This is a genomic window from Pontibacter pamirensis (genome assembly GCF_010015475.1).
Lineage (GTDB): Bacteria > Bacteroidota > Bacteroidia > Cytophagales > Hymenobacteraceae > Pontibacter > Pontibacter pamirensis.
Window position 1 is genome coordinate 1 of sequence record NZ_SSNI01000007.1, and the last position, 24,872, is coordinate 24,872.

A 24,872-nucleotide genomic window follows, 5' to 3' on the forward strand; every position below is an offset into this window, starting at 1 on the left:
AGAAGCACCATCAGGGAATCGGCAGGTGTATTCCGGTAGAGGTGTACAAACAACAGGCTGCCTAACTCAGAATGACCAATCAACTTAGAAACAGTGCCTGGTGGTCCTACAAAGAGGGAGTACTATATAGCTACCCCTTCTGCAGGCAGTAATAATGTGGTAGTTATGAGAACGGCCTTCCCTGCTAGATCAGCTATTTTCGGAGCAAGATTTCAGTATCGCCTTGGGAAGAAAGAGAGCCTGAAGTTAAGGGAATACAGCCTGGGCATCGACTCCGGTTATAATTACAGCTTTGAGACAGTTCCCTGGAGTGAACCACTAAGCAAACATGTTATCAGGAGTATGCCTTCAGTGAAAACTGACTACTTTTACCTGAACCTTACTTTCTCAGCTAATCTGCTTCGCTGAAGCTCAGATCAATGTATAATTGTAATCTAATCAGCAACAAAACCCGTTCATTGATTTACCTATCTTAACAAGATAATTACCTGAAGATATCTCCTGCAAAAACAATGAAGATATCTCCTGCAAAAACAAACTAAACGATGGATCTACAGACTTTTCAGCAAAGCATAAAAGACAATACACCACCAGCAAAGGCTTCTGTATACCTGCAGGCGCTCTGGTATGATGGGAAAGGCGATTGGGACAAATCACATGAACTAATTCAGGACCTTCCCGACAAAGACGCCGCCTGGATACACGCTTACCTGCACCGCAAAGAAGGCGACACCTGGAATGCAGACTACTGGTACAGAAAGGCAGGCAAAAAACGACCGTCTGTCTCTTTAAACGAGGAGTGGGAGCAGATTACAGCAGAACTTATAGCGCAATAACAGAGAAAGGCAGAAGCTTAGTGCTCCTGCCTTTCTCTGTTATATTAATCTGTAACTCTGAACTGGGTTAGAAATTGTCATCCTCCTCCTCTTCTTCCCCAAAACTTGGCATAGAGAACATACCGCTGAGCAGGTCTTTAAACTGAAGGCCTGTGCTGAGGCGGTTCTTGCTGAGCTGGCTGTGCTCGGCAAGGCCGTGCAAAGCGAACTCCATCAGGAAGAGTTTTTCATCTCCTTTGGCGTCTGGCTGATACTTCTCCACCAGTCCCTTCAGCCCCGGTACGTTCTGTACAGCTTTCTTATAATCGGCTTCAGAGGCATCATTTAGTATATCTACGGTGTTGCCATCGCCGAACCACTCTGTGATGCTTTTGTACGGGCTTCCCTGTTTTGATTTCTTTCCTTTGTCAGGGTCCGGAAAGTACTTCAGGAACTGTGAGCGGATGGCTTTGCCCATAAGCACCTGCGCCACATGCCCCGCTCCCTCCTGCTCGCCTTCGTACACCAGTTCCACTTTGCCTGTCACCGCCGGAATGGTATTCAGGAAGTCTGCCACACGCACATAGGTGGAGGTTTCGCCATTCATCAAAGCACGACGCTCAGCAGCACTTAGCAGGTTCTCATAAGCAGAGATGGTTAAACGGGCAGACACACCGCTTTTAGCGTCAACGTACTCACTCTCACGGGCCTCAAAAGCCACCTGCTCTATCAGGTCTCCAATAATGTCGTTGGTCTTCACAAGTTGCCCCTGCTCTTCTTTTACGTGTGCTTCCTGCTTCGTAATCTTTTTACCTGTCTCAATGGTCTTCGGATAGTGCGTGATAATCTGGGAGTCGATACGGTCTTTCAGCGGCGTTACAATAGAACCGCGGTTGGTATAGTCTTCTGGGTTGGCCGTGAACACAAACTGGATATCCAGCGGCATGCGCACCTTAAAACCACGTATCTGTATATCACCTTCCTGTAGGATATTGAACAGCGATACCTGAATGCGCGCCTGTAAATCCGGCAACTCGTTGATAACGAAAATACCCCGGTGCGAACGCGGAATCAAGCCAAAGTGAATCACCCGCTCATCAGAATAGGGCAGCTTCATGGTCGCCGCTTTAATCGGGTCTGCATCGCCTATCAGGTCGGCTACGGAAACATCCGGTGTGGCCAGTTTTTCAGTGTAGCGGTCAGAGCGGTGCATCCAACTGATGGGGGTATCATCGCCATGCTCGTGCACAGTGTCTTTGGCGAAACGGGAGAGCGGCTGCAGCGGATCGTCGTTCAGCTCAGAACCTTTAACCACCGGAATGTACTCATCCAGCAGGTCCACCATCTGGCGGGCGATACGTGTTTTCGCCTGCCCCCGCAAACCCAGCAAGTTAATGTGGTGCATGGACAGAATAGCACGCTGCATGTCTGGAATAACGGTTTCTTCGTAGCCCCAAATGCCAGGAAAAACCTCTTCCTTGTTCTGCAACTTCTTGATTAGGTTGGTGCGCAGTTCCTGCTTTACCGATTGCGGCTCATAGCCGGCAGCCTTCAGTTGGCCCAGTGTTTTTATCTGTAAAAGCTTCTCGGCTGGTATGTTTTTGTAATTCATGTATCTTTCGTATTTATCTTTAGCATCTTCTCACTGATGCAGTTGTATCAATCTTGTGACTTAAAATTTATGTACGTAAGCTTAATCTGATGTGGTGAAATACTTCATCAAAGCCGCTTTCCTTAAGTGTGGGAAGAACTGCCGGAGTGCCTCTCCTATTAATCCAATCAAAACCAGGTCTGGCACGAGCGACAGCACGACACCATATAAGTCGAAATAAAAGTCGCTTCCACTACTCCCGTTCTCCAAATAAAATAAGCACCACTCAAACAGCCACCAGAACAGGATAGAAAGGGCCGCAATGCCCATCACCACAAAGGCTGACTGCACCACCTGCATCACAAGCTTTAGCGATTTGCCCGGAACGGACTGCACATAGATATTGGTGGATCTAATAAAAAAATGAAGGCACACCTGAAAGAGCAGGAACAGCAAAGCGAATAGTACGCCGGGCCACTGCGAAAGCGCCAGCAGTATAAGCCCGCCCGAAGCAGACATAAGGGCCACAAGTTGTACCAGCAGGTGCGGCATAAAAGTAGCCATCGCACCGCCTGTCAGCTTTTCCTTTTGGTTTGCTTCCGCTCTCTGGCTGCTCATATAGTCTTAGAAGTTCTTCCTGCGGTTCTGCTTGTAATCCTGGAACACAAGGTGACCTAGGCCTTTAAGGCTGCTATAGTAGGCCTGTCCGTTGTTTACTTTGGTGAACTCATCCACAAAAGCCTGCAGGTAGGGGTCAGAGGCGATCATAAAAGTGGTAATCGGTATTTTGATGCGGCGGCACTGCGCCGCCAGGTTCAGCGTTTTGTTCACCACTTTGCGGTCCAGGCCAAAGCTGTTCTTATAGTAGTGAATTCCTTCTTTCAGGCAGGTTGGCTTCCCGTCTGTTATCATAAAAATCTGCTTGTTCGGCGTTTTGCGCTTGCGCAGGATGTCCATGGCCAGTTCAAGGCCTGCCACGGTATTGGTATGGTAAGGTCCCACCTCCAGGTAAGGTAGGTCTTTGATCTCTATCTGCCAGGCGTCGTTGCCGAACACCAGCACGTCGAGGGTATCTTTTGGGTATTTCTGCTTGATGAGTTCCGCTAAAGCCATCGCTACCTTTTTGGCTGGCGTAATACGGTCTTCGCCGTAGAGAATCATGGAGTGCGAGATGTCGATCATCAACACCGTGGCAGACTGCGTTTTGTGCTCTGTCTCCGTCACCTCCAGGTCCTGCTCTGTCAGCCGCAGATCGCCGATGCCGTGGTTTATCTGCGCATTGCGCAGCGACTCTGTCATGGAAATCTGGTCTAGCGAATCACCAAAGCGGTACTCGCGGCGGTCAGAACTGGCCTCGTCGCCTGTGCCTGTATGTGGAGTGGCATGGCTGCCCTTGCCGCCCTTCTTCAACTTCCCGAAGATTTCCTCTAAAGCACTCTTGCGTATGCCCTGTTCACTCTTAGCCGTGAGTTTGAAGCTCCCCTGCTGTTGCTTGTCTTCGTCGAGGTATCCTTTCTTTCGGAGGTCATCAATAAAATCACCAATGCCGTAGTCGTCGCCGGTCAGGTTATACTGTTTATCAAGCGAACTGAGCCAGCTCAGCGCCTCTCCTACATCGCCGGAAGTAATGGTAACCAGTTGCATGAAAATCTTCAGCAACGACTCGAACCCGGGTTTGTCGTCCTGAGGCGGTACATATTCTGTAAATCGGTATCCTATAGCCATAATAAAGGGTTTGCAGGTTATAACATTAAGAGCAGGTGCATTGTTCTGTCGGAAAGACTTAAATTTCGCTGCTGCACCTCCTCTGCACTCAAAAAGTCAAAGCCTATACTGTTAAACTTTGCAGCAGGTATTGTAGTAGATTAGATAAATATACTTCATCTAACCTAAAACGAGAAAAACTATGAAAGCGATATGGAATGAGATAGTGATTGCAGACAGCGACCAGACAATAGAAATAGAGGGCAACCAGTATTTCCCCCCGAACTCAATGAAGAACCAATACTTCGAAGAAAGCCGTAAGCACCCTACCTGCCCCTGGAAAGGCGAGGCTTCCTATTACCATGTAAAGGTAAACGGGGAGGTAAACCCAGACGCCGCCTGGTATTACCCCGACCCAAAAGACGCTGCTAGTGAAATAAAGAATTATGTCGCTTTCTGGAAAGGTATAGAAATAAAGGAATAGGTAATTTTTAAATTATAATGTTTTGCGGACAGATTACCTGCCGATCTGCAGGTAATAAAGGATTAGTTATAAAAGCGAAGGCCGAAACTATGGTAGTTTCGGCCTTCGCTTTTATTTGTATGGAAATCTTTAAAGTTCAGTTGGTTTAAGCAATCCAACGGAATTTATACTCCAAGGAAGGTGCTTTCATGCGCTCTGCCACACGTTTGAAACGGGCAGGCAAGCCCAGCACATAATCACGGGCACGTTCGCCTTGTTCGTTTAGGTCAGTTAGCGTCTCAATTTTCCACTCGTCAATCAAACCCTGTAGAATGTCAGTGTAGTCAGCGGAGGTATACACCCCGATACGCTGCGCTGCATCTGTAAAATGACCGAATGTTTTGCCGATGTCTACACCTAACTCACGCATGTAATGCGCCGGCATCACAATTTTCTTGCGCATCATGTCTTCAAAGGCCAGCATCATTTCGCTAGGGTCAGCTTCAAATATCTTGCTCACAAAAGCTTTATAAGCTTTGGCGTGGCGGGCCTCATCGGCAGCCACATGGCCACAAAGCTTTGCCAGCACATTGTCGCCCTGCTTCTTGGCGATTTGCGCTACGCGTCGGTGTGAAATATTAGTCGCTGTTTCCTGAAAGCTGGTGTATACAAAAGAGCGATAAGGATCCATATCCGTCTGCAGGTCAAAGCCGTCTGCCAGCAGGTACTGCGTGGAAGCTTCCATTTCGCGCATGTTAATGCGGCCGCTCAGGTAAAGGTAACGGTTCAGGGCATCCCCATGGCGGTTCTCCTCGGCTGTCCACCCACGGTTCCATTTCATCCACGGGCTGTCCGGGTCTTGCGGAAGTCCTTTTATAGTCATCAGCCAGCTCTCGTAAGATGGCAGTGCTTCTTCTGTAATGGTATCACCTACTAGTACTGCCAGCAGGTCATAGCTTAAGTCGCGGGCACGCTCCCGTAAGTCCTTTACCTCTTCAAAGAAAGTTTCCAAGGTTGCGTCTGGCAGGAGATCGGCAGGTTGCCAGCTCTCTTCTACTGTTTTCAGTAACTCGGTGAACTTTTCGCCCACAAAGCCCTCCATCCATTTTATTACTTCTACACGAGAGGTTGCTGCTGTAATCATTTGCATTGGTTGATTTAAATTCAAATATACTTATTTATACTAAAATGTAGCTTTGTTGCCTAATATTTTAGCTCAGCTTAAATACGACGTTACCACTAAATAGCTCAGGAACTAATACTTACGTAAAAAACAGAAAGGGTTATGCCTTGGCATCAAACTTTCAACAGAACTGTCAGATAAAGAGTGCAATTAATTTCTGTACTTCAGGTAATAGTATACCTTGCGCAGGAAACTGAGGTTAACTTTTTGCCGGTTCAGTAAATTTAGAAACTGGTAAAAAACTGGCAAATTAGTTTGCTGTCGGAGTAAATGAAGCAGCTGTGCTGCCTCCTTATAATTTTTGGTAAGGTAGGCCTGCCGGGCTTCATATTTTAGCCGGTGTATGAAAGCTTCACGCTCTTTTTCTGATTGCACCATCGCAGCGGCTTTCTGGCATACTTTTACAGTGGAGGCAAGCAATTTATTTCCTGTTTTATACCACCCTTTGGAGAGGGACCGGGTATGTACCCGCCGCTGTGTAGTTATTTTATCGAGGTAATAATACTTATAAGTTCTGGATGACCGCACCCAGAAATCAAAGTCCTCATAGGCCAGCGTTTCGTCGTAACCATTAAGGTCCTCGAATACCTGGCGGCGCACAAGCATGGTGGGAGGGCAGATGATGTATTTACCCAGCAGGTCTGCAAACATTTCCCCGGAGGGCGCATAGTCATTAAGGCTACCGTCCGGGTTGCGTTTATAATGATATCCCATGTGCGTGGCATCGTCAGCGATATATTCGGCATCGGTATACAGCACACCGTAGGTACTGTCCAATTTTTCAAAAGCCTCCACCTGCTGTGCCACCCGCTCCGGCAGCAACACGTCGTCTGTTGCAAAGTCAATAATATAAATGCCTTGGCTGGCGCGCCACCCTATGTTAAAAGCGGTCGTGTTTCCTCTGTTATGACCCGTGCTGATAAACTTTATCTGCGGGTGTTTCAACAGGTATTCTTGAATAATACCCACACTTCCGTCGTTGCTGCAATCGTCCACTATAATCACCTCTATGTTTGAGTACGTCTGGGCCAGCACAGAATCGAGTGCCTGCCGCAGAAAGCGTGCGTGGTTGTAGCACAGGCAGATAACGGAAACAAGTGGCAACTGACTCATGAGCGGGTGTATGTAGCATAGGACAAAAGCATCGGCATTACCTGAAAAAGTGCTTAATAGTTTTCACCACCCGCTCCTGTTCTTCCAGCTGCAAACCCGGAAATAACGGTAAACTCAGGCTTGTTTTAGATATTTCTTCCGTTACCGGAAAGTCGCCGACACTGTACCTTAAAAACTTATAAGCGGGCTGCAGGTGCACGGGTATCGGGTAATGGATGGCGGTGCGTATACCCTGCTCCTGAAGCTGTTGCTGCAAAGCGTCCCGCTGCTTTGTCCGGATGCTGAATATATGGTATACATGGCTGCAGTACGGGGCTGTAACCGGAAGCATAAGGTCGTCCAAACCTTGTAGTTCCTGCAGGTATACTGCTGCCAACTTTTGCCGCGCTGCATTCAGACTATCTAAATAATAGAGCTTTACCCGAAGTACCGCTGCCTGCAGTTCGTCTAAGCGGGAGTTTACTCCTACCAGTTCGCTCTGGTACTTCTGCACTTCGCCGTAGTTGCGGTACATCCGCACAAAATCAGCCACGGCGGCATCGTTGGTTACCACAGCACCGGCATCCCCCAAAGCGCCGAGGTTTTTAGTGGGGTAAAAGCTGAAAGCGCTGGCATGCCCGAACATACCGGCTTTCTGCCCCTCATAGGTAGCACCATGTGCCTGCGCGGCGTCTTCCACTATTTTCAAATGATGTTTTTTTGCCAGTTGCAGCAGTGGCTCCATTTCACATACCTGCCCGTACAGGTGCACCGGCAGTATGGCTTTGGTTTTAGCGGTAATGGCTTTGGCAGTGGTAGCAGCGGTGATGTTGCATGTGCCTTCATCCGGCTCTACCAGGACCGGCGTCGCCCCCACCTGCAACACCGCATTTATGGTGGCAATAAAGGTATGTGCCGGCAGCACCACCTCGTCTCCTGGTCCTACACCCACTCCCTTCAGTGCTAGCACCAGGGCATCATAACCGTTGCCTACGCCTATCGCTGCGGCAGCACCTATATAGGAGGCATATGCCTCCTCAAAAGCTAACAGCTGCTTCCCCAGAATGTAATGCTTGCCAGCCACAGCCTCTACTAAAGCAGCCTGTACGGCAGTTTCACTTCCTGCCGGAAAATCTCTGAACTCAAAATATGGGATTGGCTTCATCAGGGGGAAAAGTACAAATCACAGCGCCTGGTGCGTCGTCAGCTTCTTAAAGTGTTCGTAATCATGGATATAATCGGCGGCACTGTAGTCTGTGGACGTAAGGCAAAGAGCAACAGCACCCTCTGAGAAATAAATTTCCGTCCAGCACATAGCCGGGATGTAAAGCCCTGTCAGGGAATTAGTCAGTTCAAACTCCTGCACCTCGTGCCCGGTGTCCGCTTTCACCTTTATGTATCCGGCCAAGGCAATCAGCACTTCCTCTGTGGCTTTGTTGGCATGGCGGCCCCGCACTGTTTCCGGCGGGGTTCCGTGTGTCCAGAAGACGCGCCGTATAGTAAAAGGCACTTTTTCAGCGTATTGCATGGTAGTAATATAACCCGTTTCAGGATTACCAATGCGTTCAAACTGCAGGAGGAATGGATTTGCCGGCAAGGTATCTTTTGTTTGGTACCAGTAAAGTTCTACGAAGAGCAGCCTTGGTTGTGCATTTTAATAGGCGCTGCCCGTTTGTTTAGGCCCTAAATTAAAAACTTTAAGCCAATAAACTGCTTTGGCAGGTATGGTTTTGCCCTTGGCGGCAGATCGGTTAGCTTTGTAGCGTAAACCTGCTGCTACATTCAGATGCTATTCGTTTAGCTTTCCGTCAGCATGGTGCTGGCTGTTTACCCATGGAAGAAGACACCTACAGAACAATAGAAGCTCCCGCCGAAGGCCTTTACAAAGAGAAGGGCAGCAAGTTTATTTCCCTCGCGTACCCCGTGTACACCGAGGAGGAGGTAAAGGAGACGATGGCAGAACTGAAGAAGCAGTATTATGATGCCCGCCACCATTGCTTTGCCTATTGCCTGGGAGCCGACAAAGGCCGCTTCCGTGCCAACGATGACGGGGAGCCCAACCATTCTGCTGGAGATCCCATATTAGGCCAGATTCGCTCTGCCGACCTCAGTAATGTTCTCATCGTGGTGATTCGTTACTTTGGGGGCACAAAATTAGGTGTGGGTGGTTTGATAAACGCTTACAAAACAGCCGCCGCCGCTGCACTGGAGCGTGCCACCATCGTAGAAAAGCATGAGACAGTACTGCTGCAGGTACATTATGCTTACCCGCAGATGAATGACGTGATGAGCCTCGTGAAAGAGTATGACCTGAACGTGCGGGACCAGCAATTCGAACTGGATTGCCGCCTGACACTGGAAGTGCGCAAAAAGCTGCAGGGGGAAATCATAATAAAACTCAAAGATACGGAAGGCGTTGAAGTATCCATATTAAGCGAAACTCCCCACTAACTCTTTAACTTTCTAACTCTATAACTCCCCATCTCATACATGGCCAAACGTAAGCATCGCCGCCCCCGGAATAAGATATTAGAGCGTAAGGTTGGTTTAAGGCCAGGCTCGTTTAGTGTACCCACTGAATCTTTTGCCCCGCGTTTTTTCCTTATTTCATTCAGTGAAAGCTTTTTTGAGGAACTGGAGTTGAAAACGTACCCCGAGCTACTGCAGCGTGTAACCTCTAGGCCTGATGCCCGCCACTGGATCGACATACGGGGCTACGGCGATCAGGTAATGCTGGAGCAGTTGTCGCTTGACTTCGGTCTACACCCGCTGCAGATGGAAGACGTGATTAACGACTACCAGCGGCCAAAGGTAGAGGAGTTTGATGAGAACAGGCTGTTTATCATTTCCCGCATGCTGCGCTGGTCACCGGAGTCCAAATCGCTGGATGATGTGCAGCTGTCGCTGTTTACGGGGCCAAACTATGTTATCAGCCTGCAAAGCGACTACGCCGACTGCCTCGATCCGCTTCGGGAACGTATCCGGGTGGGCAAAGGCGTTATCCGGCAGCGGCCTACCATGTACATGGCCTATGCGATGATGGACGTGGTACTGGATTACTACTTTCCGGTTATGGCAGAAATGGGCGAGTACATAGAGGACCTGGAGCAGCAGGTGCTTTTAACCCCTTCCAAGGATAACCTGACACTGATACTCGATCTGAAAAGTGAGCTTGTAAAACTGCGCCGAATTACGTGGCCGGAACGTGATAAGGTAACGGAGATGCTCCGGATGGATGAGGATGTTATACCTGAAAGCCTGAAAGCCTACTTCCGGGATGCCTACGACCATGTTATTCAGCTTATTGACCTGGTAGATAATCACAAGGAAATGACTTCCAGTTTAGTGGATCTCCATATGGCTACAGTAAGCAACCGCATGAATGACATCATGAAAGTGCTCACCATCATCTCCACTATCTTTATCCCACTCAGCTTTATAGTAGGCTTGTATGGGATGAACTTTGCCCGCGAAAATCCAGAAACAGGCCGGGTATATTCTTTTAGCATGCCAGAACTGTATCAGCCTTATTCTTACCCAATCCTGCTGCTGCTAATGTCATTCCTGATCCTGCTTCAGCTTTACTTCTTCTACCGCAAAGGTTGGTTCAGAAGCTTTTAGGGACAAAGGATGACTGGAAAAGGAAGAAAAACTGTTAGGTAAAAGACAAGAATATTCAGGACAACTGGACAAAGGACAAAAGATGAAAGATTATGCGTAGCACGAGAACTTCATAGAGGCGCAACATTTTAAGCCTTCATAATGAACTGAAACAGCAGGGGCAGCCAATAGTAGCTCCCTATGCTGTTTTGAATAAGAGTCCTTTGTCTTTTGTCGAAAAGGATTTTGTCCTAAAAATCAATCCGGTAGCCTGAAATCAATCTGCTTTAACTCGCGGCGGAAGACTTTGTAAAGGGTATAGCTATTGGATGCCTCATTAAAATAGATGGTCACCGGCTGGGTGCTTTCAAAGGTGCGGTTCCCGATGAGGTTCCCGCGGCTGTCGTAGAGGTAGGTTTTCTGAGGCCCGGTCTCGGTTACGGCGAATATACTGTTGTCGCCCCCGAAGTGGAAGTACTGCACAATTTTAGATGCCGAGGTAACGTAGCGTTTTGAAAACAACTCGTTCAGATCCTGGTCGAACAACGTTACCTGCCCCTGCTCCTGCCGCACAATCACAAAAGACTTGCCGCTGCTGCTCTCCTGCACCATGCTAAACAGGGCGCGTTTGCTTGGCCGTGGCAGTTGCTCCCGCTGCAGTACCCTGCCCTGCAGGTTAAATGTAACCACGCTGCCATATCGTGTCACTGCCTTCACCTCTGTGCGTCTTAAATCGGCACCGATGTTAGCCACCGCTCCGGCAGTAACAGGAGCATTCAGGTTGATAGGGAAGCCGGGGTAGGTATCGCCCTGCCGGTTGAGGGCGTAGATATAGCCATTCTCCAGCACTACCAGGATTACGTCGCGGCTGCCTACACGCAGGTGCTGCGGCTCAGCAGCCAGCCTGTAATCCATGCGGCGGGGTTGCCAGCCTGGCAGAGGCGCTCCACGCATATCATACATATACAGGTTGCCCATATCGTCGTCCACTAGCAAGCGGTAATCTTTGTCATTTTCATAATCGAAAACAGCCAGGTGCTGTATGTTTAGTGTATCACCTAGATTAAAAGGGAAGTTTTCAAGCTCCTGCCCCTGGTTATCGATGGCGTGAATGCGGTTGGCTGTGGCAAAAAGGTACCGCAGTATATTTTCCTGTCCATAAGGAATCTGCTGAATGCTTCCTCTTATGGAAGTTCCCAGTGAGTCAGCCCAGCCGCGCCTGCCATTGGCGGTGATGTTGATGAGCACATTCGCAGAGTCCTGCACTGCCACCTCCCGGCTGCGGTCCACTGGGTTCTGAATAGGGTAAGGGCGGCTTTCAAGGCGGGTATCAAACTCCAGCACCTGCTCCGCTGCAAAAACATCCTGCCCGGCACTGCTGTTGCTGCGGTCTGGCCTGCGGATGACAAGGCTGGTATAATACTGCCCCTCCTCCACTTTAGAAAATTGCAGGCTCACCTGACTGAAGCGCCTGACCAAAGCGGCGTTCTGCAGCAGGTTGTCCCGCTCCTCCTCCTCCGCATACCGGTTCAGGATGTACCAGGCATTCACGGTGTTCAGGTACAGGCTAAAATTAGCTTCCTGCAGGGTCTCCTCCAGAAAAGCTTTCTGCACCGCTGATTTGCTCCACACATTCTCCTCTGAAATATCGTCCAGCAAGGCCCGAAGCGTGGCCACACTCTCTGACACGATGAGATAGTCATCTACCAGCACTACATAACTCTGCTCAAAGCCTTCAAACGCACGCCCTAAAAGCAGGGCAGGCAGTTCCGCAACGGGCAGTAGTTGGATAGTATAGTTGCCATACTGCTCCCTTGAAGCTTTTTGATTTGTTGCAGCTGTTACCTGGCTGCTCAAACTTACCAGGAGACTTTCTGTAATGGCAGGGTCTGCCAGATGCACGTAGGCAACTTTCTCTGGTTCGGCATTGATGCTGTTCGTCTCAAGGTAAGCCAATGCTGCCTCCAGATTAAAAGACCCGGCAAGACTATCTATGGCGGTGGCATAAACGGCTCCGTTTCGCTGCTGGGGCAACCGCATGCGCTCCACTTCTTCTAAGCCAAAATGCAATAAAACGGCTGTGCGGCCTGTCAGGTATGCTTTTACGCCGAAAGGCTGCGGCTTTTGTGGCTGCATTACCTGGTGCAGCGAACCCTTAAGTGTTTCAGGAACCGAAAAGCCATTGAGAAAAATCTTGTCGCGCTCCAGTTTCAGCTGCAGCATGGCGTTTTCGCAAAGGGAAGACAGGTAACGCACTTCCGGCATCACTTCATCATTCAGGAAAAGCCCCAGGAATTCGGGCATAACCCTGTAATTCACAAAAACATTGGCGTATACCTCCGGTTGGTTAAGGTAGTTGGTGTTCCTGTAGTTTTCTACAATGGAGGCAGACTGCGTGCGGTTAATGCGGCGCACAATCTCCTCTATCAATACAGGCGAAGGACTCAGCACAATGTTATTGCGATAAGTAACGAATGTAAAGCCGGAGCCAAGACGGGTATTCGTAATATCGGTTAGGAGCATGCCTCCGTAGTCGCGGGTACTTTCCTCAAAAAGCTCACTTTTGGTGATATTTTCGGTGAGAGTGCGAAGAAAGCGGTGCTCTCCTACAGAAGTCACCGGCACATAGTACACAAATCCCACTTCAGACTGCTCCACCACATGGATGGAGGTGAGGATGTTCTTTTCGTTAAGGAAACGGGAGAGGCGCTCGCTACCCGGTGACACGCTGTCAATAGAGGCGAAGTTCTCTTCGAAGCGCTGCGCAAAGGGCAGCACCGAAAAACTCTCCCAAAGCTCTGTTTCGCGCAGGTGTTCGACAAGGGCTTCATGGTTGTTTGTTTCTATCACCAGTGCAGCACTCTCCGGCACCAGTGTCCACAGGTCAACCTGCTCCCTGGATTCAGTCCACCGGTTAAAACCGTAGTAGAGCAGCGAGGCAAGTATAACAAAACCAACAAAGAAGAATACGATGTATTTTGACATGACAGGTGTTCTCGAAAACAAAACTAGCTTTTTTTTCTCACTTATCAGGTTGGTGGCTGCCAGTCCGGAACAACAAATACTGTTTACTTGAAGGGTATGCTGACAGAAACAGCAACTTAACGCGACCGCTGCCACGTATATAAAACCCTAACCCTTAACACAGTTGCCATGTTCAGAATCCTTGTTCCCGTCGACTTCGAAGACAGCACTTACAAAGCCTGTCAGTATGCACTGGATCTTGCATCGGCAGCACCAGAGTCAGAAATCCTGCTCCTGCACTGCTTTAAAGATTACCTGGTTTCTCCCTGGCAAGTACCGGAAGAAGAAGACAGGGAAGAGCTTACTCCTACAGAAAAAGTGACCGAGCGTGTGATTAACCGGAATGAGAGGGAGGAGCAACGCATGCTGGAGGGACTGCGCCAGGAGTTGCAAAGCAAAACCGGCAGCCGGCAGGTACACCTGAGAACCTCCTTTATGGAGGGCTCTCCGGACGACGTGATTCCGGAAGAGAGCAGGCGCTTCAAACCAAACCTGATCATTATGGGTACTCAGGGAGAAAGCGGCCTTTCCGGCTCCATCTTCGGCACGATTACCACCAAAATGGTAGACGATGTGAAAGTGCCGGTGCTGGCGGTGCCACAACATTCCCAAAGCCATGACTTAAAGCGTGTATTGTATGCCACTGATTTTGACGAAGCGGACCCGCAGGCAATCATAACTTTACAGCAGTTGTTACAGCCTTTTAACCCACACATACTTTGCCTCCATTTTACTCCGGGAGCTGCTATGCAGGAAGACAGGGACAAACTAACACAGTTGCAGGCGAAGCTGGAGCGCGAGATACAGACTGAAAACATCCGCTTCCTGCTGCTGGAGGGACAGGACGTAGCAGATAACCTCCAGCATTTCGTAGAAAAAGAGCAGGTGGATCTGCTTGCCGTTACAAACCGCAAGCGCTCACTGTTGGAAGGCCTCTTTGACACCAGCCTGACAAAAAAGCTGGTAAAAAAACTGGATGTACCGCTGCTGGTTTTCCACAGCAAAGAATAAGCTGCTTTCTTCCTAAGACACCATGTTTGCAGCTTCCTGCAACTGCACCAGCAGGGCCTCACAGTAGCGCTCAAAAGCGCCTGCGCTCGTAGCCATAAACAGGAACGGCTCGATCAGCTCCAGCTCCATCAGAGCCAGTTCCCCGTTGTGCTCCACCCCATCCACGCGCGCATAAAGGCAGCCAGCTGCGTGTTTATCCACTATGCGCTGTGCCGCCTTCAGTAGGGCAGCCGGTGGCTCGGGCGTGTGCACAGTGCCCCCGTAAAAGTGTTGCACCCGGAAGTCACCGGCCTTAGCGGTTTTTAGTACAGTGTGGCTGTACTCGCCGTTAAAGAAAAGAAACGACCATTCTCCTTTTGTTTCAATTTCCTCTAAAAACGGCTGCGCCAGAAAACTTTCCTGCTGCAGCAATTCGTTTATCAATTCTGTTTTAGCCTCTGCCTCTTTTAAAGTCAGTGCAAATGTATTTTTGGCTCCCCCGCTTACAGCAGGCTTCACGATTATTTTTTCTGCACAGAAAACCTGAAACAGTTGGCCCGGCTCGAAGACATCTCCCTGCTCCAGCCACACAGTAGGCACCACGTTCACGCCCTGCTCCTGCAGGTCCAGCAGGTAGCGTTTGTCGGCATTCCAGCGCACAATCTTTACCGGGTTCAGCACACGCACCTGCAGCCTCTCCAGTGTATCCAGCCAGGCATAGAACGCATCAATTTTATCAAAATAGTCCCAGGGTGATTTCAGGACAATGAGGTCAAACTGGCTCCAGTCTACGGCAGGATCATCCCAAATCTGAAAAGAAATATTTAAGCCTTTTTCTTTTAACAAATCATACAGTTTGCTGTTCTCCTCATCAGAAATGCCACTGTAATTGCCGGTGTCTGTATATGTTATAAGCGCTATTTGCGGTGTATTCATTTTTGTATCATATTTGCCACAAAATTATGCTTTATCCTAGGGCCAAACAACCAGCGGAGGCGTTTTAGCTATAACTTTTGAGCGGCTACATCTCGTATGTAAGTATAATTCTTACCTGCACCACTTTTATCCTTTTATTCACATGCTAATCCGCCGCTACAGCAGCCTCCGCTATACGCACAGCCTTTCTGTGCGCCTGATGTTGCTGTTGCTTTTTGTAAACACCTTTGCTGTAGCCTGCAGCTCCGACACAGCTACTGAAGAGGAGGATTATCTGGCTGAAGAGCGCAGCCGTACCGCTATAACCGACACGGCTTCTGTCCGTCGCACACCTGCTGCGCCTGTCACAGTAAGTCTTTTGAGCAACCCTTTTGTAGCCAACCGTAGCCAAAGCAACAGCCTGAGCACTTACATAGAACGCATCGACGCTGACTTAACACTGGATGCGGATGCTATTGAAAACCGCCACAGGCGCGACGTAACCGATACTATTTTCACTATCCGGTTCGGCAACTCCATGATGGAATTCTACGCTCCAAGCCAGTCTGGTGAATTACTCCTGCAGGTGGCAGATATACAGAGCCCTGACATTACCCTACGCAACAACCTGCGCGTGGGCATGAGTCAGGCAGAACTCCTTAACAGATTAAAGGCACAGGGCAAGGAATTGGACATTACTCAAAGCAACAACGAGATCATAGCCTCGAACCATGAAGGCGCTCCAATGTCCCTGCACTTCCACCTCAAAAACGGGAAGGTAAACCGCATCCGCTACGAGGGGTATGTAGACTAATTGTTAAATTGCTTTATTGTTAAATTGTTGATTGTTGGGTTCGTAGGAAATCTGATTCCTGCTGCTGATTACTCCTTTTCCGAATTTCCATATCACAAAATTTATACCTTTGCCCCTCAATGAATCTATAGTTAAGTATGCGCATTGTAATACAGCGGGTAACGCAGGCTTCGGTCGTGATTGAGAATAAGGTGAAAGGTGAAATAGGGCATGGCCTGCTGCTGCTGGCGGGGTTTTACGATGACGATACGGAGGAAGACCTGAAGTGGATGGCGGGAAAAGTAGCGCAGCTACGCATTTTTGGGGATGCAGAAGGTAAAATGAACCTGAGTGTGCAGGACGTGCAGGGGGACCTACTTGTTATCAGTCAGTTTACGTTGTATGCCAGCACAAAAAAAGGCAATCGCCCCTCCTACATCAATGCTGCCCCCCCTACCCTGGCTGTTCCGCTGTACGAGCGCTTTGTAACGCTACTGGAGGCTAGCCTGGGGAAAAAAGTGCAAACCGGTGAGTTTGGTGCCGACATGAAAGTGTCGCTTCTGAACGATGGCCCTGTTACTATTACAATAGACACCCAAAACAAGGAATAGCTAAAAAACAACCACCTAAAGGACAAACATATAGCGCAATTCTATATATTTAGGGGTCATTGCGAAATCAGTTTCATATTGCTTTACCTCCGAATTATGGTTAGCAGATTGCACGCTTGCTCCTTTGCTGTATTTGCTTTGCTGTGTATTACCTTATGGCTCAGTTCGGCCACTGCTGTGCTGGCACAGCAAACAGACAGTATACAGGCACAAACCTTCCCCCCGCAGCGCTGGGTGGTAGAGACCAACGATGGCTCCGTATTTCAGGGAACATATTTAGGCCAAAGTGAAGCAGGCATTCGCTTGCTAACCGAAAGCGCCGGTGAGATAACAATCCCGATGAGTGCCGTAAAGAATTTCCGGATTCTGAACGAGCGAAACTTCAGGAATGGAGTATATTGGTTTGAAAATCCGAATGCCACCCGCTACCTCTTCGCTCCTTCTGCTTATAGCCTGCGCAAAGGCGAAGCATACTACCAAAACACATATCTGGTCCTGAACTCTTTTAACTATGGGGTTACAGACAGGTTTACTATTGGGGCTGGTTTTGAACTGATATCCACTTTCTCTGGCGAACCAATCTTCTTCATCACACCCAAATATACTTTCCCCATTAGTGAGAACTGGAATGCCGGGGCTGGTGTACTTTACGCGAACTCAGCCATCGAAGACTTTTCAGGACTGGGCATTGGCTACGGCATTGTAACGTATGGCAACAGGGACAATAACGTTACCCTTGGCGTTGGCTTTGGATACGTAGATGACGAAGTTTCCGGGGAGCCCGTGATTAACCTCAGTGGCATGAAACGAATTGGGCGTAAAGTGGCGCTGGTATCAGAGAACTGGTTTGTACCGGCAGAAGGCTACTATGGTGTTTATTCCTATGGCTTACGCTTTATGGGTGAGAAAATTACGGTTGACTTCGCCTTCCTGAACAACCCTGACATTGCCAGTGAAATTGTCTTTATAGGCGTGCCTTATGTTGATTTTGTGGTTAAGTTTGGCAAATAGATAAGCATATAAAAGCATGACATTAGCCGAAGCACAAGCCATTGTAGATAAGTGGATACAGGAAAACGGTGTTCGTTACTTTAACGAACTCACCAACATGGCCATCCTCACAGAAGAAGTGGGAGAAGTAGCCCGTATTATTTCGCGGCAGTACGGAGAACAATCCTTTAAAAAGAGCGACGAAGGCAAAAATCTGGGCGATGAACTAGCCGATGTATTGTTTGTCCTGATCTGCCTGGCAAACCAGACCGGCACTGATTTAACGGAGGCACTGCGCAAAAACCTTGAAAAGAAAACCGCCCGCGACAGCGAGCGGCACAAGAATAATAAGAAGTTAAAAGGTTAAAAAGTTAGAGGGTTAGAAAGTTAAATGCTATTTAAAACTCATGCTCATTTTAGATATTAGCTCTTAACCTTCGTTTCCCACAAACGAGTCTGGAGACTCGCACACACTGTACGTCACCGGTTGGATACCGGCGCCAGTTCCAGGGCTATTGTAACTTTCTAACTTTTTAACCCTCTAACTTTCTAACTTTTCAAATCTATCAGTCTATCCTGGCGCCATACTGGTAGCACCTCATACAGGTTGTGCTGCAGGCAGAACTGGACATCTTCATGAATGCCTAAATTCTCGAGGCGGCGCACATGCGAGGACTGTCTCAGGAAATTGAACACATCCGTCTTGGCGGCCTGGTACAGGTGTAGCGAGGCCAGGGTGGCATCGTTCTCAAAAGCAAAATCCTTTTGCAGGTAATCCACCAAGGCGCCGGCGAAAAGGGTATCCTCCAGGTTAAACTGTCCTTTCCAGCCAGCACACACCACCACCACGTCTAAAGCTAGCTCCTTCAAATGTTTGGCTACCGTTTTCAGGTTCAGAAAAGCACCCACTATTACCTCTTCAGCAGCTTCGGATAGGCGAATGGCACGGGTACCGTTGGTGGTTGTAATGGCAATAGAGCGGCCATTCACGGCACCGTTCATATAGCTGAAAGGGGAATTACCAAGATCAAAGCCTTCTGCTTTTATGCCATTGCGCTCGGCAGCTGTCAGGCAGCCTTCTCCGGAAAAAGCACGGCATTCCTCCAGTTCCATCACCGGAAAAATGTCTTTAGCACCGTGTGCAAAAGCTGTCACCATGGTAGAAGTAGCCCGCAGTATATCTACCGCCACTACTGCCTTTCCTTTTAAATCATATAAGTGCAGCAGCTCCGGGCTGTAGCACACGTCTATACTTGCCATCTTTTTATTGCTGATGGTTGATTGCATATTGCTGTATTTTGCCCAACAACTTATTGAACAACAATTAACAATTAGCAATCAACAATTAATTTATTTCTTATAGAAAGGCAGCTTTACCACCTGTGCCTTCAAATCTTTGTTGCGGATCCGGATGTAAATTTCGGTGCCTGCTTTGCTTAAGTCTTTGGTTACATAGCCAAGGCCAACGCCTTTGCCCAGCGATGGCGCCATCGTGCCCGACGTCACTTCACCCACCTTATCCCCTGCTGTATCCACAATATCGTAGTGCGCGCGCGGGATGGCTTTTTCCAGCATCTCAAACGCGATCAGCTTGCGTGCTACACCAGCTTCTTTCTGTGCTTTGAGATTATCAGCGTTTGTAAAGTCTTTTTCGAACTTCGTGATCCAGCCCAGGCCTGCTTCCAATGGAGAGGTTGTGTCGTTTATATCGTTTCCGTAAAGGCAGAAACCCATTTCCAGGCGCAGCGTGTCGCGCGCGCCAAGCCCTATTGGTTTGATACCGAAATCCTTGCCAGCCTCCATAATGGCATCGAACACGGCTTTGGCATCCTCGTTCTTCACGTAAATTTCGAAACCACCTGAACCAGTATAGCCTGTTGCCGAAACAATGACATCCTGCACGCCGGCAAATTCACCTTTTTCAAAGGTATAGTATACCATGGCTGGCAGGTCAATAGCCGTGAGCGACTGCAGTGCCTCGGCTGCCTTTGGCCCCTGCACAGCAAACAGCGACATCTCATCAGAGATGTTCTCCAACTCCACACCTTTGGTGTTATACTTACTTACCCAAGCCCAGTCTTTCTCAATATTGGAGGCGTTTACGACCAGCATATACTCATCTTCGCTGAAACGATATACCAGCAAGTCGTCAACAATACCGCCTTCTTCGTTCGGGAAGCAGGAATACTGTACTTTGCCATCTGTTAGTTTAGAGGCATCGTTTGATGTGATACGCTGTATCAGGTCCAGGGCCTGCGGACCGCGCAACATGAACTCGCCCATGTGCGAGACATCAAAAACACCAACAGCATTACGCACAGTATTATGTTCTTCTATATCAGATGAATAGCGCACAGGCATATTATAGCCGGCAAAAGGCACCATTTTAGCACCCAGGGCTTCGTGCACATCATTTAAAGCAATCTTTTTAAGTTCCATGCAGTGTTGTATAAGGTTCAGCGTATTTGAGTGGCAAAAATAAGTAAATTAAATCCCCTTCCGAAATAAAATACCCGCTCCTGTGGCGGCGGCAAAAAGGCTTTAAACCTGGGGCATCATCAGGATCAGCTCTAACATTCCTGCTACTCAGGCGTATTCATTTTGCATTGGTTTGTCTTTTCCTTTTAAGCCCGCCCCTTTTTTGTATCTCCACACTATATAGCATGATTAAACTTTATACTTTAGCTGCAAATGAGTGCTTTCAGACCTATAAACTTCAGAAAACAATTGTACCTTTAAATTCCTGATATGCCCTTAATGCAGAGGAAAAGCAACTTTAAATGAAACTCTCTTATAAACTCTTTGCAGGCTTCCTACTCATTTCACTCCTCTTTACAGCGGTAGCCATTGTGAACATCCGGCTTTCTGACGCTGTCTTTGAAAACACCGTGTGGCTTTCGCAGTCCCAGATTGTTATTCGGAACTCTGCTTCCCTGCAGCGCAACATTATTGACATGGAAACAGGCTTGCGTGGCTTTTTGTTAAATGGAAACGAGACGTTCCTCCAGCCCTACGTACAGGCAAAAAACCAATTGCCCAGCCTTTTCCAGCAAACGAAGAACTTTATGAGTGATTTGCCCGGGCAGGAAGAAAAAATAAATGAGATTATACACCTGCAAAACCGATGGCAGAAGGTGTATGCTGAACCGCTCATTGACATGGTACGCACTGATGTGGGAAAAGTAGACGATACTTTTCACCTGAGGCTGGACAGCCTTGTAATGGGTGAGAAAGCTTTGATGGACACCATCCGTACCGCCTTCAGTGAGTTTAATGGTTATGAATACCAGGTGCGTACAGAGCGGCGTGATCGGCTGAATGCTAGTATAATAAACACCAAACAGCTCTCTACCATACTCACCATTCTGTCTGTTATGCTGGGTTTAAGTTGGGCCTATTACATTACGCGCCTCATTTCTGGGCGAATTATTAAAATGGTGACGCTGGCCGAACAAGTATCGCAGGGCGACTACAAAACTCAGATAATCGACAACTCCCGCGATGAACTCAGCCAACTCTCGCACTCCCTTAACCGTATGTCGGCTACCATAGGTGAGACTTTTACCGAGTTGGACCGCAAGAACAAAGAACTCGACCAGTTTGCGTATGTAGTATCGCATGACCTGAAGGCACCGCTACGCGGCATAGAGGTGGTTTCGCGTTGGGTGGAGGAAGACATGGGTACGCAGCTGCCTCCCAAGGTGCAGGAGTACCTCATGATGATGCGCATTCGGGTGCACCGCATGGAAAACCTGATCAACGGTATCCTTGCGCTGGCCCGCATCGGCCGCACAAATCAAATAGAGGAGGAGGTGGATGTGAACATGCTGCTGAGTGAGATAGTAGACATGCTCACCCCTCCTCCAGGCTTTAACATTGAGGTACAGAATAATATGCCAATACTGCATACTACCCGTATACAGCTGCAGCAGGTGTTCAGCAACCTCATCAATAATGCTATTAAGTACCATGATAAAAGTGAGGGCCTGGTAAAGGTAAGCTGCCAGGAAATGGACAACTTCTACGAATTTTCTGTATCAGATAACGGCCCGGGCATTGACCCGGATTACCATGAGCGGATTTTTGTTATCTTTCAGACGCTGCAGGAACGGGATGCGGTGGAAAGCACTGGTGTCGGTTTAACCATCGTAAAAAAGATTGTAGAGTGGCAGGGAGGCAGTATAGGTGTTATTTCTCAGCTTGGGCAGGGCGCTACTTTTACCTTTACATGGCCTAAAAAGTGAGATGATATTTTAGTTGTTTTAAGTTTTTACCGGAGGCACAATTAAATAATGAGTGATAAAGTAGTAAATATCCTTTTAGTTGAAGATGACTACCTGGATATTATGAATGTAGAGCGGGAGCTAAGCAAAATAAGCGTTTCCCTTCCGTTACTGGTGGCACGCAATGGCCGTGAGGCCCTGAACATGCTACGCGGAACCGAAGGTGCTGAAAGAATTTCGCCTGCACCCAGCGTTATTCTCTTAGACATTAACATGCCCAAGATGAATGGACTGGAGTTTTTGGCAGAAATGCGCCGTGAGCCGGAATTCAGCCACATCCCTGTCTTTATTATGACGACTTCAAATGAAGACATAGACCGGATGGCAGCCCAGCAGCTGAATGTAACAGGCTACATCGTAAAACCACTTACCTTCGACAGCTTTGAGAAAAGCCATTCCTCCCTCGACAGTTTCAGTCTTTTTCTTGACCTGATCAAGCTGAAACAGTAGCCGCACCAGACTCTCCTATTAAAAAAAATATTGCCAGTACAATAGCCTTAGAACAGTTCTGGTTGTTTGGGCAGCAGCGTAAACGATTGCCGGTGGTGCACTGTTGCGCCATGCCTGCTAATCCCATTCTGGTGAAGTTTTGTAGGGTATCCTGCGTTCTGCTCCCAACCATAATACGGATGTGTTGCTGACAGGGCGCACATCAGGTCATCGCGGTAGGTTTTAGCTAGAACCGAGGCGGCCGCAATGGAAAGGTACCTGCCATCTCCTTTTACCATACAACTAAAAGGCAGTTCTTTGTAAGGCTTAAACCTGTTACCGTCCACCAACAGGTACTCCGGCTCCTGCCTTAGCTTTTCCAATGCCCTGTGCATGGCCAGGTATGTGGCGTTCAGAATGTTTACCTCATCTATCTCTGCCGGGGAGGCCTCTCCTATTGCCCACGCCACGGCATCTTTCAGGACATCTTCCCGCAGCAGTTCCCGCTGCTTTTTGCTGAGCTTTTTGGAGTCGTTCAGGAGTGGGTGCCGGTAATGGATAGGCAGGATTACAGCTGCCGCCACTACAGGACCGGCCAGGCAGCCTCTGCCTACTTCATCTACTCCCGCTTCTAAGGTATAGCCACTGTGGTTTGGTAAGAGCATAGGTATTAAAATAATTGTCACAAGTATAAAAAGAAAAACCCGCCAGTCAAACGCTGGCGGGTTTTAAGCAACAAGTGAAAGGCTTTACTACCTTACAACAAAAAGGCCTCCCGTTTTAAACGGAAGGCCTTTAGAGTTGAATTTAGTTAAGACTAATATCCTGGGTTTTGCTGCGCTGCTAACGTAGGGTTAGCGTTTGTCTCAGTCACAGGAATTGGCCAGATGAAACGATAGTCATCATAAGGGATAGCAGTAACTGATATTGCACCTGCTCTTACTTCTCCACTGGCAGCCACGTAATCCGTAAACTTCAAGTTTGCAGAAGCAACTTTAGCAGGAATACCCTGAGGACCAAAAGTTCCTTCTACAGCCAGGCGGTGGATATCTTTCCAGCGTATACCTTCTGCCAGAAACTCAACACGTCGCTCATTGATGATAGCTTGTACTAAAGCATCCCCAGATAAATCGGTATATAACTGATCTGTAGATCTTCCGCGCACTGCGTTTAGGAGTTCCAGCGCCTGACCGTTTCCTTCTGTTCTGGCGATGGCCTCTGCCACGTTCAGCATTACCTCTGCATAACGCACAATCGGAGACCAATCTGATTGAGTTGCTGCATCACGGTATTTGCTGGTATATATTGCTCTGGCTGTGCTCACTGTTATATCACGGCGTGCATCGTCTTCAGGCCAGAAAGCTGCATTCCAGATAATCGGGCTGATAGCCACCAGTGCGCGGCCACCAGTAGCGGCATTGTACATCTGTCCCAGCGATCCATTCACACTAGCGTTATCGTTTGCCGTATTTTCAAAGGAGAAAATAGACTCGGAGTTACTACTGTTATTTGCGAAAGGACCTTCAGGTGACTCTGTTAAGCTGTACCCTCCAATCGGGCTCACATAGGGAGCTGATTCAGGCACTAGTTTACGACCTTCTGTTATCACGCCAGCCCAATCACGCTTGTGCAGCAACACGCGTGTTTTAAGCGCAATGGCAGCACCTTGTGTCGCTCTGGAGATCTGGTTAGCGCGTTCTTCAGGCAGATTTTCTTCTGCAAAGTTTAGGTCCTGCAACAGTAGATCATAACTTTCTTTCACTGTATTACGACCCGCGGCAGCTGCTTCTTCAACACGCGCAGGCGTGTTTACAGCCATTGTTCTGTACGGCACACCCAAGTGTGATGCATCAGGTGTATGGTTGTAAGGGCGTGCAAAGTGTATTAAAAGCTCATGATGTGCCAAAGCACGTAAAAAGCGGGCTTCAGCCTCATACTGCTGCGCTACCTCTGCTGTGATAACATTAGAAGCAACCGCGTTCTGAAGTCCCTCAATCACCACATTTGCCTGGTTAATCACGCCGTAAAGCGTTTCGAAGTGGTATAGGTTGTTGGCAGAGGCCGCGTTATAGGTAGACTCGTAAGTGATGGCATAGAAGGCCTCCAGGTTCAGCATGTCCTCTCCACGGTTATCACCCTGCTCTATGTGTGCCGCACCAAAAGGATAGCCACGCACTGCAGTACCGGCATAAAAGCCGCTTTGTGCCGCATCATAAATACCCACTACCGCAAGGTTGATACGCTCTGGTGTAGTAAAGGCAGTTTCCTCTGTTAACGCGTTAAAGGGCATTAACTCCAATACATCATCTTCGCAGGAAGTAAGCAGCAGCGACATGCAAATTGCCGGTGCCATGAGCGCTAACCTCAATTTATGTTTTAAGAAAAATCT

24 protein-coding genes are annotated in these 24,872 nt (G+C 48.5%); 11 read left to right on the plus strand and 13 right to left on the minus strand.

The genetic code is table 11. The features are described from left to right. Nucleotides 1-545 precede the first annotated feature (545 nt). Nucleotides 546-836, plus strand: coding sequence for a hypothetical protein (locus E1919_RS07980; protein WP_162052835.1), 291 nt, complete (start codon nucleotides 546-548; stop codon nucleotides 834-836). 67 nt (nucleotides 837-903) lie between these two features. Here E1919_RS07980 and E1919_RS07985 read toward each other — a convergent pair whose 3' ends face one another. From E1919_RS07985 to E1919_RS07995, 3 genes are all read right to left on the minus strand, one after another. After that, nucleotides 904-2,427: a sigma 54-interacting transcriptional regulator gene (locus E1919_RS07985; protein ID WP_162052836.1), complete on the minus strand. Its 1,524-nt coding sequence runs from the start codon at nucleotides 2,425-2,427 to the stop codon at nucleotides 904-906. An 81-nt stretch (nucleotides 2,428-2,508) separates the two neighbouring features. After that, nucleotides 2,509-3,024 carry a hypothetical protein gene (locus tag E1919_RS07990; RefSeq protein WP_162052837.1) on the minus strand — a complete coding sequence of 172 codons (516 nt, stop codon included), beginning with the start codon at nucleotides 3,022-3,024 and terminating at the stop codon, nucleotides 2,509-2,511. Nucleotides 3,025-3,030: 6 nt separating this feature from the next. Further along, nucleotides 3,031-4,131 (minus strand): vWA domain-containing protein, encoded by a 1,101-nt coding sequence (locus E1919_RS07995; RefSeq protein ID WP_115566138.1) that lies wholly within the window; start codon nucleotides 4,129-4,131, stop codon nucleotides 3,031-3,033. A gap of 181 nt (nucleotides 4,132-4,312) precedes the next feature. On the opposite strand from E1919_RS07995, the gene E1919_RS08000 reads away from it, so the two are divergent. Next, complete coding sequence (locus tag E1919_RS08000; RefSeq protein WP_162052838.1) at nucleotides 4,313-4,594, plus strand: DUF427 domain-containing protein; 282 nt, start codon at nucleotides 4,313-4,315, stop codon at nucleotides 4,592-4,594. Nucleotides 4,595-4,739: 145 nt separating this feature from the next. Here E1919_RS08000 and E1919_RS08005 read toward each other — a convergent pair whose 3' ends face one another. The 4 genes from E1919_RS08005 to E1919_RS08020 form a co-directional block, all read right to left on the minus strand. Then, a complete protein-coding gene (locus tag E1919_RS08005) occupies nucleotides 4,740-5,717 on the minus strand; it encodes an acyl-ACP desaturase (protein ID WP_162052839.1) in 978 nt (325 codons plus the stop codon). Nucleotides 5,718-5,906: 189 nt separating this feature from the next. Next, nucleotides 5,907-6,869, minus strand: coding sequence for a glycosyltransferase family 2 protein (locus tag E1919_RS08010; RefSeq protein WP_162052840.1), 963 nt, complete (start codon nucleotides 6,867-6,869; stop codon nucleotides 5,907-5,909). 37 nt (nucleotides 6,870-6,906) lie between these two features. Continuing rightward, on the minus strand, nucleotides 6,907-8,013 hold the full coding sequence (locus tag E1919_RS08015; protein ID WP_162052841.1) for a DegT/DnrJ/EryC1/StrS family aminotransferase: 1,107 nt from the start codon (nucleotides 8,011-8,013) through the stop codon (nucleotides 6,907-6,909). Nucleotides 8,014-8,031: 18 nt separating this feature from the next. Continuing rightward, a complete protein-coding gene (locus tag E1919_RS08020; RefSeq protein ID WP_162052842.1) occupies nucleotides 8,032-8,445 on the minus strand; it encodes a sugar 3,4-ketoisomerase in 414 nt (137 codons plus the stop codon). 236 nt (nucleotides 8,446-8,681) lie between these two features. Between E1919_RS08020 and E1919_RS08025 the strand changes: the two genes are divergently transcribed. Next, a complete protein-coding gene (locus E1919_RS08025) occupies nucleotides 8,682-9,299 on the plus strand; it encodes an IMPACT family protein (protein ID WP_162052843.1) in 618 nt (205 codons plus the stop codon). Nucleotides 9,300-9,338: 39 nt separating this feature from the next. Next, nucleotides 9,339-10,469, plus strand: a complete 1,131-nt coding sequence (gene corA, locus E1919_RS08030) for a magnesium/cobalt transporter CorA (RefSeq protein ID WP_162052844.1) — start codon at nucleotides 9,339-9,341, stop codon at nucleotides 10,467-10,469. Between the two features lie 237 nt (nucleotides 10,470-10,706). Here corA and E1919_RS08035 read toward each other — a convergent pair whose 3' ends face one another. Then, a complete protein-coding gene (locus E1919_RS08035) occupies nucleotides 10,707-13,433 on the minus strand; it encodes a hypothetical protein (protein ID WP_162052845.1) in 2,727 nt (908 codons plus the stop codon). A 168-nt stretch (nucleotides 13,434-13,601) separates the two neighbouring features. On the opposite strand from E1919_RS08035, the gene E1919_RS08040 reads away from it, so the two are divergent. Further along, complete coding sequence (locus E1919_RS08040; RefSeq protein ID WP_162052846.1) at nucleotides 13,602-14,483, plus strand: universal stress protein; 882 nt, start codon at nucleotides 13,602-13,604, stop codon at nucleotides 14,481-14,483. Between the two features lie 12 nt (nucleotides 14,484-14,495). On the opposite strand, the gene E1919_RS08045 is transcribed toward E1919_RS08040, so the two are convergent. After that, complete coding sequence (locus E1919_RS08045) at nucleotides 14,496-15,398, minus strand: ATP-grasp domain-containing protein (protein ID WP_162052847.1); 903 nt, start codon at nucleotides 15,396-15,398, stop codon at nucleotides 14,496-14,498. Between the two features lie 142 nt (nucleotides 15,399-15,540). Here E1919_RS08045 and E1919_RS08050 point away from each other — a divergent pair, with 142 nt between their 5' ends. From E1919_RS08050 to E1919_RS08065, 4 genes are all read left to right on the plus strand, one after another. Next, complete coding sequence (locus tag E1919_RS08050; protein ID WP_162052848.1) at nucleotides 15,541-16,191, plus strand: hypothetical protein; 651 nt, start codon at nucleotides 15,541-15,543, stop codon at nucleotides 16,189-16,191. Between the two features lie 137 nt (nucleotides 16,192-16,328). Beyond that, nucleotides 16,329-16,781 carry a D-aminoacyl-tRNA deacylase gene (dtd, locus tag E1919_RS08055; RefSeq protein ID WP_162052849.1) on the plus strand — a complete coding sequence of 151 codons (453 nt, stop codon included), beginning with the start codon at nucleotides 16,329-16,331 and terminating at the stop codon, nucleotides 16,779-16,781. A 96-nt stretch (nucleotides 16,782-16,877) separates the two neighbouring features. Then, entirely contained in the window at nucleotides 16,878-17,792 is a 915-nt protein-coding gene (locus tag E1919_RS08060; protein WP_162052850.1) for a hypothetical protein, read from the plus strand. A 16-nt stretch (nucleotides 17,793-17,808) separates the two neighbouring features. Continuing rightward, on the plus strand, nucleotides 17,809-18,138 hold the full coding sequence (locus tag E1919_RS08065; RefSeq protein WP_162052851.1) for a nucleotide pyrophosphohydrolase: 330 nt from the start codon (nucleotides 17,809-17,811) through the stop codon (nucleotides 18,136-18,138). A 182-nt stretch (nucleotides 18,139-18,320) separates the two neighbouring features. Here E1919_RS08065 and E1919_RS08070 read toward each other — a convergent pair whose 3' ends face one another. Both E1919_RS08070 and gcvT read right to left on the minus strand, forming a co-directional pair. Further along, nucleotides 18,321-19,031 carry a 2-phosphosulfolactate phosphatase gene (locus tag E1919_RS08070; RefSeq protein WP_162052852.1) on the minus strand — a complete coding sequence of 237 codons (711 nt, stop codon included), beginning with the start codon at nucleotides 19,029-19,031 and terminating at the stop codon, nucleotides 18,321-18,323. A 90-nt stretch (nucleotides 19,032-19,121) separates the two neighbouring features. Further along, nucleotides 19,122-20,210 (minus strand): glycine cleavage system aminomethyltransferase GcvT, encoded by a 1,089-nt coding sequence (gene gcvT, locus E1919_RS08075; protein ID WP_162052853.1) that lies wholly within the window; start codon nucleotides 20,208-20,210, stop codon nucleotides 19,122-19,124. A 341-nt stretch (nucleotides 20,211-20,551) separates the two neighbouring features. On the opposite strand from gcvT, the gene E1919_RS08080 reads away from it, so the two are divergent. Both E1919_RS08080 and E1919_RS08085 read left to right on the plus strand, forming a co-directional pair. After that, on the plus strand, nucleotides 20,552-22,015 hold the full coding sequence (locus E1919_RS08080) for a sensor histidine kinase (RefSeq protein WP_162052854.1): 1,464 nt from the start codon (nucleotides 20,552-20,554) through the stop codon (nucleotides 22,013-22,015). Nucleotides 22,016-22,063: 48 nt separating this feature from the next. Continuing rightward, nucleotides 22,064-22,504, plus strand: coding sequence for a response regulator (locus E1919_RS08085; RefSeq protein ID WP_162052855.1), 441 nt, complete (start codon nucleotides 22,064-22,066; stop codon nucleotides 22,502-22,504). A gap of 47 nt (nucleotides 22,505-22,551) precedes the next feature. Here the strand turns inward: E1919_RS08085 and E1919_RS08090 are convergent, their stop codons facing one another. Next, nucleotides 22,552-23,148: a ribonuclease HII gene (locus E1919_RS08090; RefSeq protein WP_162052856.1), complete on the minus strand. Its 597-nt coding sequence runs from the start codon at nucleotides 23,146-23,148 to the stop codon at nucleotides 22,552-22,554. Nucleotides 23,149-23,300: 152 nt separating this feature from the next. Beyond that, a complete protein-coding gene (locus E1919_RS08095; protein ID WP_237144147.1) occupies nucleotides 23,301-24,836 on the minus strand; it encodes a RagB/SusD family nutrient uptake outer membrane protein in 1,536 nt (511 codons plus the stop codon). Nucleotides 24,837-24,872: the final 36 nt, after the last annotated feature.